This is a genomic window from Martelella sp. UBA3392 (assembly GCF_002358775.1).
Lineage (GTDB): Bacteria > Pseudomonadota > Alphaproteobacteria > Rhizobiales > Rhizobiaceae > Martelella > Martelella mediterranea.
The window spans coordinates 1-8,310 of record NZ_DEPM01000075.1 but is presented as its reverse complement, the minus strand read 5'-3'; the positions used below and the strand labels follow the sequence as shown (position 1 = coordinate 8,310).

Annotated in this window: 8 protein-coding genes; all 8 read right to left on the bottom strand. The window is 62.1% G+C overall.

Annotated features, from left to right (window positions below; genetic code table 11):
- Nucleotides 1-497 (bottom strand): AAA family ATPase (locus tag B4E36_RS05755; RefSeq protein WP_345900098.1); only part of this gene is annotated, 497 nt, incomplete at its 3' end.
- Nucleotides 498-526: 29 nt separating this feature from the next.
- Complete coding sequence (locus B4E36_RS05750; RefSeq protein WP_345900097.1) at nt 527-1,387, bottom strand: outer membrane protein assembly factor BamD; 861 nt, start codon at nt 1,385-1,387, stop codon at nt 527-529.
- Nucleotides 1,388-1,904: 517 nt separating this feature from the next.
- Nucleotides 1,905-2,843: a UDP-3-O-acyl-N-acetylglucosamine deacetylase gene (lpxC, locus tag B4E36_RS05745; RefSeq protein ID WP_345900096.1), complete on the bottom strand. Its 939-nt coding sequence runs from the start codon at nt 2,841-2,843 to the stop codon at nt 1,905-1,907.
- Between the two features lie 285 nt (nt 2,844-3,128).
- Complete coding sequence (gene ftsZ, locus B4E36_RS05740; protein WP_292059939.1) at nt 3,129-4,724, bottom strand: cell division protein FtsZ; 1,596 nt, start codon at nt 4,722-4,724, stop codon at nt 3,129-3,131.
- A gap of 58 nt (nt 4,725-4,782) precedes the next feature.
- Nucleotides 4,783-6,102: a cell division protein FtsA gene (ftsA, locus tag B4E36_RS05735; RefSeq protein WP_292059941.1), complete on the bottom strand. Its 1,320-nt coding sequence runs from the start codon at nt 6,100-6,102 to the stop codon at nt 4,783-4,785.
- Nucleotides 6,099-6,977, bottom strand: coding sequence for a cell division protein FtsQ/DivIB (locus tag B4E36_RS05730; protein WP_292059943.1), 879 nt, complete (start codon nt 6,975-6,977; stop codon nt 6,099-6,101). The genes ftsA and B4E36_RS05730 overlap by 4 nt, the downstream gene beginning before the upstream one ends.
- Nucleotides 6,978-7,012: 35 nt before the next feature.
- A complete protein-coding gene (locus B4E36_RS05725; protein ID WP_292059945.1) occupies nt 7,013-7,936 on the bottom strand; it encodes a D-alanine--D-alanine ligase in 924 nt (307 codons plus the stop codon).
- A 176-nt stretch (nt 7,937-8,112) separates the two neighbouring features.
- A partial coding sequence (locus B4E36_RS05720) for a hypothetical protein (protein ID WP_345900095.1) occupies nt 8,113-8,310 on the bottom strand: 198 nt, incomplete at its 5' end.

Sequence of the window (8,310 nt, the reverse complement as noted above, 5' to 3'; positions counted from 1 at the left end):
CAGCCACGATAAAGGCCCGCCACGGCCTCCGCTTCAGCCGTCAGCCCGCCAAAGGCATCAAGCAGAAGGCGGTGTCCGTCGGTGTCGATCAGCGCGCGCTCGTCATGCTGCCCGTGGATTTCGACGAGCAACCGCCCGGCCTGGCGCATCATCTGCACGCTCACCGACTGGTCGTTGATGAAGGCACGGGTGCGGCCATCGGCGGATTGCATCCGCCGGAAAATCAGGTCGCCATCATCGTCGAGACCGTTTTCGCGCAGGTGAAGTCGCACCGGATGATCCATCGGCACGTCGAAGACCGCGATCACCTGCCCCGAATCCTGCCCGTGACGCACCAATGCGCCATCGCCGCGCGCGCCGAGCGCGAGCGAAAGACTGTCGAGCAGAATGGATTTTCCCGCGCCGGTCTCGCCGGTCAACACCGAAAGACCCGCGCCGAGGTCAAGCTCCAGCCGCTCGATCAAAACGATGTCCCGAATGGAAAGCTGGACAAGCATGTTTTTCGCGACCTGGCGGATGCGCCGTTTTAGCTCGGCGTGGCGTCCGAAACAGCGGAGCCCCGGCCGGCCGATTTCGGTTCGAGCCCCTTGGAACTCAAGAGCTTGTAGGCGCGCGCATACCACGGGCTGTCGGGATAGTTATGACCCAGCACCCAGGCCGCGTTCTGCGCCTCGGAAACCACGCCCATGGCGTAATAGGCCTCGACAAGGCGTTCCAGCGCTTCCTCGATCTGGTTGGTGTCCGAATACTCGTCGACCACCTGGTTGAAGCGGGAGATCGCGGCGACATAGTCCTTGCGCTCAAGATAGTAGCGACCGACCTGCATGTCCTTGCCGGCGAGCTGGTCGCGGGCATAGCGGATCTTGGCGCGCGCGTCGCCGGCGTAATCGGAATCCGGATAGTTGTCGATCACCTTCTGCATCGCGACGATCGTCTGCTCGGCCGCCGTCTGGTCCTGGGTGACGTCGACGATTTCCTTCGAATAGGCAAGGCCGATCAGATACTGCGCGTAGGCTGCATCCTTGGAGTTCGGATAAAGCTGGACATAGCGCGTGCCGGATTTGACCGCCGCCTCATATTTGCGCGAACGGTATTCCAGGTAGGTCTGCATCAACAGCGCCTGCCGCGCATAGTCGGAAAGCGGGTTCTGGTCCTGCACGGCCTTGAACTTGCGCAGCGCCTCGCTCACCTTGCCGGCGTTGATGTTGGCAAGAGCCTCATCGTAAACCTGCTGGGGCGGATCAGCCTCATACTGCAGCGTTGTGATGTCGACATCCTTGTCCCGGGAGCAGCCGCCAAGAACGATACCTGCTCCGACAATTATGGCCGCCGGCAGCGCCGCTGCGCGAAACGCTCCCAGTCTTTTCCGGTTCAAAGTATCAGACATTGCTTGTGCCCCAGTTGCGCGTCATGCGGACGCATTTCTGTTTCAACCGACGTTTTACGCATATCCCGCTGCCAAGAGCAATCGCAGGCGCGCGAAAAACGCACAAATTAATGGCGCTTCAATAACGCATCCTTAATACCAAGGATCAGTGATTAGGACCCATATGATGCGCGCTGGAATGGCCATCCGAGTAGGAAAACACCGCAGAGCGATGCTTGAGCATCGCGCGAGGATTTTGACGCCCTCGGGGGCCATTCCAGCCGCACCCCTTCGGGGCCGGGCGATTTTGAAAGCCTGCGTCGTTGAAAATCCTCGCCGTAGCTATAGCTACGACTGCGGTTTTCGCCTAGCCGGCTTTCAAAATCGCGCCGGTCATATGGGTCCTAATCACTGATCCTTGGTATAAGCAGTTCGAAAGGCTGGAAGCGACCCGAGCCGACAGAGCCACCAAATGAAAAGGCGGACCGCCGCAAATGCGCGCGATCCGCCTGAATATTTTAGCTTTATCCGATAGAACTCAGGACGCAGGCCCCGCGGCAACCACGCCTTCCTGACGCAGCCGGAAGGGCAGCGCGCCGCGCGGCGAAACGATCACGGCGGCGCCGGGCGTTTCGAACAGCTTGCGCACGGCGGCGGCATTCAGCGCATGCCCGCCGCGATAGGAGCGGAATGCACCGGCAAAACGCATGCCCATCATCGCCAGGTCGCCGACGGCGTCGAGCGTCTTGTGACGGACGAATTCGTTTTCGTAGCGCAGGCCCTCGGCATTGATGACCCGGTCGTCATCGGCGATCACCACCGAGTTTTCGAGCGACGAGCCGAGCGCGAAACCACGCGCCCACATCGGCTCGACGTCACGCATGAAGCCGAAGGTGCGCGCGCCGTAAAGTTCCTTTCGGAAGGTATCGGCGTTCATGTCGCCAGCCCATTTCTGGCGGCCGATGACCGGCGTTTCGAAATCGATCTCGACGTCGAAACGGGTGCCGTCATAGGGCGAGAACTCGGCCCAGCCGGCGCCGCTTTCAACGCGCACCGTCTTGGCGACCTTTATATAGCTGCGCTGCTTGGACAGCTTGACGATGCCCACCTCATCCAGCGCATCGACGAAAACCCGGGAACTGCCGTCCATGATCGGCATTTCGGCGCCATCCACCGAGATGACGAGATTGTCGATGCCAAGCGCGTAGATCGCCGCCATCAGGTGTTCGATCGTGGCGATCCACTCGCCCGGATGCGTGCCGAGCACGGTGCAGAGCGCGGTCGGGCCGACATTGTCCGCCACGGCCTTGAAGCTACTGATGCGCTTGCCGTTTTCGTAGCGTTCGAACAGGATGCCCTGATCGGCCTCGCCCGGCTGCAGGACGATGGTTGCCGGCTTGCCCGAATGCACGCCAATCCCCGAAATCCTGACGGAGTTCGAGATGGTCGTCTGCAATCCGAAAATACCTGTCGACATGATCATGTCCCTACTCAACTGAATTCCGACCCTGCCTCATCAATGCCCGATAGTCCGTTCAGGATTGCGTTGCAGCCTGAATAGAACGGCACGCACGGGGCGTCTGGCGAGTCGATGCCTTTGCATGTAGTTACGCATACGTCCGCGCAATTCCAAATCACTGTTTCTTTCGTAATGTTACGAAACACGTAAAAACCCGGCCGCGCGGGCGACCGGGTTCGTTGTGCGAGAAGGTTTTCAAAAAGACGGTTACCGGTCCCCTAACGAATGGGGACCGATGGAGTTTCAGTTCGCCTGACGACGCAGGAAGGCGGGGATATCGAACTGATCGTCATCCTGGCGGGCCGGCTGTGCTTCGGCACGGCGCGGCGCGTAGGGGTTCTGCTGCGGCTGCTGCGTGGGTTCGCGACGAGCCACCGGCTCCTCGTGATGACCCTCGAAGCTTTCGTCGCCGCGGCCAAGCGTGTTGGAAAGGCGCTTGAACAGGCCCTTCGGTCCGCGCTCTTCATGCTCCTGGCGGCGGCTTGCGCTCATCTCGCCCTGAACCACCGGCGGAAAGTCGGAGACTTCCGGCATGCGGCGCGGCTCGGCCATCTGCGGGCGCGGCTGCTGGGGGGCGGCCTGCGGCGCGGGCTGACGCGGAGCCTGAGCGGAGAAGATCTGGCTCTTCGGCTGCATCTGCGGGGCTTCAGCGCGCGGCTGCGGCTTTGCCTGCTGCGGCTGATGGCTCATCGCCATCTGCAGTTCGCGTTCCATTTCAGCTTCGGCGGAACGGATCGTTTCGGCGATCGGGTCCTGGCGCGGCTGGGGGGCCGCGGGCTGGGCCGGCTGGCTCGGCTGCGCGTTGCTGGAGCGGATTTCCGGCGCGCGGGTTTCGCGGCGCGGTTCCGGAACGTCATCGTCGGCATGGTTGACCGAACGGTCGATGCCGGTGGCGACGACGGAGACGCGGATGATGCCTTCCAGTTCCTCGTCGAAGGTGGCGCCGAGGATGATGTTGGCGTCCGGATCGACTTCTTCACGAATACGCGTTGCGGCTTCGTCAACTTCGAACAGCGTCAGGTCGCGACCGCCGGTGATCGAGATGAGTAAGCCCTGCGCGCCGCGCATCGAGGTTTCGTCGAGCAGCGGGTTGGCGATCGCGGCTTCGGCGGCCTGCATGGCGCGGCCTTCGCCGGATGCCTCGCCCGTGCCCATCATGGCGCGGCCCATCTCGCGCATCACCGAGCGGACGTCGGCGAAGTCGAGGTTGATCAGGCCTTCCTTGACCATCAGGTCGGTGATGCAGGCAACACCGGAATAGAGCACCTGGTCGGCCATCGCGAAGGCGTCGGCGAAGGTGGTCTTGTCATTGGCGATCCGGAACAGGTTCTGGTTCGGAATGACGATCAGCGTGTCGACCGACTTCTGCAGTTCCTCGATGCCCGCATCGGCAAGACGCATGCGGCGCTGGCCTTCGAACTGGAACGGCTTGGTGACGACGCCGACGGTCAGGATGCCCTTGTTGCGGGCGGCCTGGGCCACGATCGGAGCAGCGCCCGTGCCGGTTCCGCCGCCCATGCCGGCGGTGACGAAGCACATATGGGTATTGTTGAGGTGATCGATGATCTCATCGATGCACTCCTCGGCGGCCGCGCGGCCGACTTCCGGCTGCGAGCCGGCGCCGAGACCTTCGGTCACGCCGACGCCGAGCTGGATGACGCGTTCGGCCTTGGTCATGGTCAGCGCCTGGGCGTCGGTATTGGCGACGACGAAGTCGACGCCCTGGAGGCCCGCGGTGATCATGTTGTTGACGGCGTTGCCGCCGCCGCCGCCGACACCGAAAACGGTGATGCGCGGCTTCAGTTCAGTAATATCTGGCTTCTGCAGCGTGATAGTCATGAGTTTCGTTCCTTCTCGCTATGGCCGTACCGCCTAGCCGGCCAATCTCTTGTGTTCGTTAAAAACTTTCCCTGAACCACTGGCCGACGCGTGCTAGGCGTCCGCCGCCCGACGACAGAAAGCCCCGCTGCTCGCTGCCATAGGTTTCGCTTTCCGCAAGCTGCGGATAGATCAGAAGGCCCGCGGCCGTCGAAAACGACGGCCCCTTGGCCGGAAGCGGCAGACCGGAAACGCCCATCGGACGACCGATGCGGACATTCCTGCTCAGGATCCGCCGCGACAATTCGCTAAGCCCGATCAGCTGGCTTGCGCCGCCGGTCAGCACCACCCGCTTTCCGACAACCGCCGAAAAGCCCGAAAGCTGGATCCGGTCGCGGATCAGTTCCAGCGTTTCCTCGATCCGCGCCCTGACGATCTTCGAAAGCAGCGCCTTGGAGACCTGGCGGGGCTGATCGTGATCGTCCTCGCTGATGGAGGGGATCGCGATCATCTCGCGCTCGTCGGCAGTTGAGGCAATGGTCGAGCCGTGCACGCATTTCAGCCGCTCGGCGTCTTCCATCCGGGTCGAAAGACCGCGGGCGAGATCGGTCGTCACGTGATGGCCGCCGAGGCTGATCGCATCGGTATGCACCAACCGGCCTTCGGAGAAGACCGAGATCGTGGTGGTGCCGGCGCCCATGTCGATCGCCGCGCAGCCAAGCTCGACTTCGTCATCGACCAGGGCGGCAAGGCCACTCGCATAAGGTGTCGCGACCATGCGCTCGACCGAAAGGTGGGCGCGGTTGACGCAGAGTTCGAGATTGCGCAGCGCCAGCCGTTCCGCCGTCACCACATGCAGGTCGACGCCGAGCGTCTCGCCATACATGCCGAGCGGATCGCGGATGCCGCGCTCGCCGTCGAGCGTGAAGCCGGCGGGCAGCGAATGCAGCACCTGCCGTTCCTCGTTGATCGAGCGGCGGGAGACGGCGGACAGGACGCGTCGGAGATCGGAGGAGTCCACGTCCTGCCCGCCAAGGTCGATCGCCGCCGTATAGGTATCGCTCTTCAGGCGACCGGCCGAAACATTGACAATCAGGCTGTCGATGGTGATGCCGGCCATGCTTTCGGCCGCGTCCACCGCCAGCCGGACCACATGTTCCGCCGCATCCAGATTGACGATCACACCGCTCTTGATGCCCTGCGAACGCTGATGGCCGATGCCGATGATCTCGATATTGTGGGTGCGGCCCGGCAGAATCTGGCTTTCCTCACGCGGGGTGAGGCGCGCGATCATGCACACAACCTTCGACGAGCCGACGTCGAGCACGCTGACAATATGCGTCTTCTTGGCCGAAAGAGGCTTGGCGCGACTGAAGCCGGACGAGCGGAACAGGGTCAAAGACGCCTCCCCTTGTTCTTGAATGTCTTGTGCAGCGCTTCCGTGGCTTCCGCGCGGCGCTCCATGGCGGCGGGCGTGAGCTGGATCGCGACCCGATCGTCGAGACGAAGGTCGACGGCGGCGATTTCGCGCTCGAGGATGGAACGTTCATCTTCCAGCTTGCGCAGGCGAACAAGCGCCGCATCGCTGTCTTTTTCCGGCAGCTTCACGATCATGCCATTGTCGAGATAGAGGTCCCAGCGGCGCTCGTCGACGCGCTTGAAGGCGCGGACGCGTTCGGAAAGCTCCGGCCATTCCTGCATCAGTTCCTCGACATCCTTCGCCGCGACATTGCCGCCCTGGCCAAGCACCAGCGGCAGGCGGCGGAATTTCGGCGCGCTCAGCGGACCGATGATATTGCCGTCACGCTCAACCATCAGCAGACGGCCGTCTTCCTGCTGCCACAGCGCATAGGGCACACGCTCCTTCAGCGAGATTTTCAGGGTCGAAGGATAGACCTTGCGGATATCGGCATCGGCGACCCAGGGAAGGTTCAGAAGCTGGCCGCGCGCCATCTGGATATCGACGCCCTGCAGCGAATAGGCGCCCTCGAGGCCGAGGCTCTGCAGGACTACGATTTCCGAGGTCTCGCTATTGCCCGAAATCTGGATATCCTCGACCGCGAAGCCGGAAAGCTGGAAGGCCGCGCGGCGCACGAGGTCGCCCTTGCCGGCAACGACGACGGCATTGGCGCCGACAGCGGCGAAAAACACAAGCGCGGCGGCGCTGCCGATATGTTTAGGCGCGGTGGTGCGACCGGTGAAGATACCCGTCGTGGCGCGCACCAGACGGCGGAAAGGGCGCGGCAATACGCCCGCGCGGCTGCCCTGAGCCATGCGGTCGCCTCTGTCGACATCATCCCTTCCAGTCTTCAACGCAAACACGAAGCGTCCTCCACCATCCAACGGAGAAAAGCACCAAAACTCATACCGGCTTCCGCCGCCATTTCAGGAACCAGGGAGGTGGGGGTCATGCCGGGCTGGGTATTGATTTCCAGCCAGATCAGCCCTTCCTCGCCCCTCTCCTCATCGAACCGGAAATCCGAACGGCTGACGCCGCGGCATCCCATGATCTGATGCGCCTGAACGGCCAATGATTGAATCTTTTGGTAAATATTCGGTTTAACTTCCGCCGGCAGAATGTGTTTTGAGCCGCCAGGTTTGTATTTTGCGTCGAAATCGTAGAATTTCTGCCCCACGGGGACGATTTCGGTCACGCAAAGCGGCTTGCCGTCGACCACGCCGCAGGTGAATTCGCGGCCGCGCACGAAGCGCTCGACCATAACCGTCTCGCCATAGGGCCATTCGGATGATGTGATCGATTGCGGCGGCGCGCTCTGACCTTCATCGACGATGACCACGCCGAACGACGATCCTTCATTGACGGGCTTGACCACATAGGGCGGTGCCATCGGATGGGTCTGGCCGATTTCGGAGCGCTGCATCAGCCGGTCCTCGGCGATCGGAATGCCGCAGGCACCCGCCACGCGCTTGGCCTGCACCTTGTTCATGGCAAGCGCCGAGGCCAGCACGCCGGAATGGGTATAGGGGATCTGCAGATATTCGAGAATGCCCTGAATGGTGCCGTCCTCGCCGAACGGCCCGTGCAGCGCGTTAAAGGCGACATCGGGCTTCAGCTCGGCAAGCACGCTTGCCACATTGCGGGTGACATCGATGCGGGTGACCCTGAAGCCTTCCGCCTCGAGCGCATCGGCGCAGGGGTTCCCCGAGGCAAGGCTCACCGGCCGCTCGGAGGAAAACCCGCCCATCAATACCGCTACATGCAAGGCAGTCATGCCCATCCCCATCTTTTCCGACCAAAGCCGGAAAGCACACTCACAATGCCGCTTTTTTAAGGAAAGCGTGATGAAGCCATTAGTGACCGAGGATGGTTAATGAACCGTTTACTTTGGTTAACCGGGGCAAAAAAATCGATGCGGTGAAACGGGTTAAGGGGCGATGACAGCGCAGGTCATCCGAGCTGGAAAGAGCGGTTTCGTCCCTGCATCCAAGGCTTTTTGCTGCCTTGGACGAACTGAAACACGGTTCGGAAAATACGTTTGGTCAAGCCTACCAAGTCCCTGATGCTCGAACCGGACAGCGCCACCCAACTGCGACTATCGGCATCACCCGCCCCTCTCAACCCCCAATCTCCCCCCTTGAGGGGGAG

What these genes read in the sequence shown, in the direction of transcription:
- B4E36_RS05725 (WP_292059945.1), bottom strand. Translation starts at nt 7,936, where the DNA reads ATGACTGCCTTGCATGTAGCGGTATTGATGGGCGGGTTTTCCTCCGAG.
- B4E36_RS05730 (WP_292059943.1), bottom strand. Translation starts at nt 6,977, where the DNA reads ATGGCTCAGGGCAGCCGCGCGGGCGTATTGCCGCGCCCTTTCCGCCGT.
- B4E36_RS05750 (WP_345900097.1), bottom strand. Translation starts at nt 1,387, where the DNA reads ATGTCTGATACTTTGAACCGGAAAAGACTGGGAGCGTTTCGCGCAGCG.
- lpxC (WP_345900096.1), bottom strand. Translation starts at nt 2,843, where the DNA reads ATGTCGACAGGTATTTTCGGATTGCAGACGACCATCTCGAACTCCGTC.
- ftsZ (WP_292059939.1), bottom strand. Translation starts at nt 4,724, where the DNA reads ATGACTATCACGCTGCAGAAGCCAGATATTACTGAACTGAAGCCGCGC.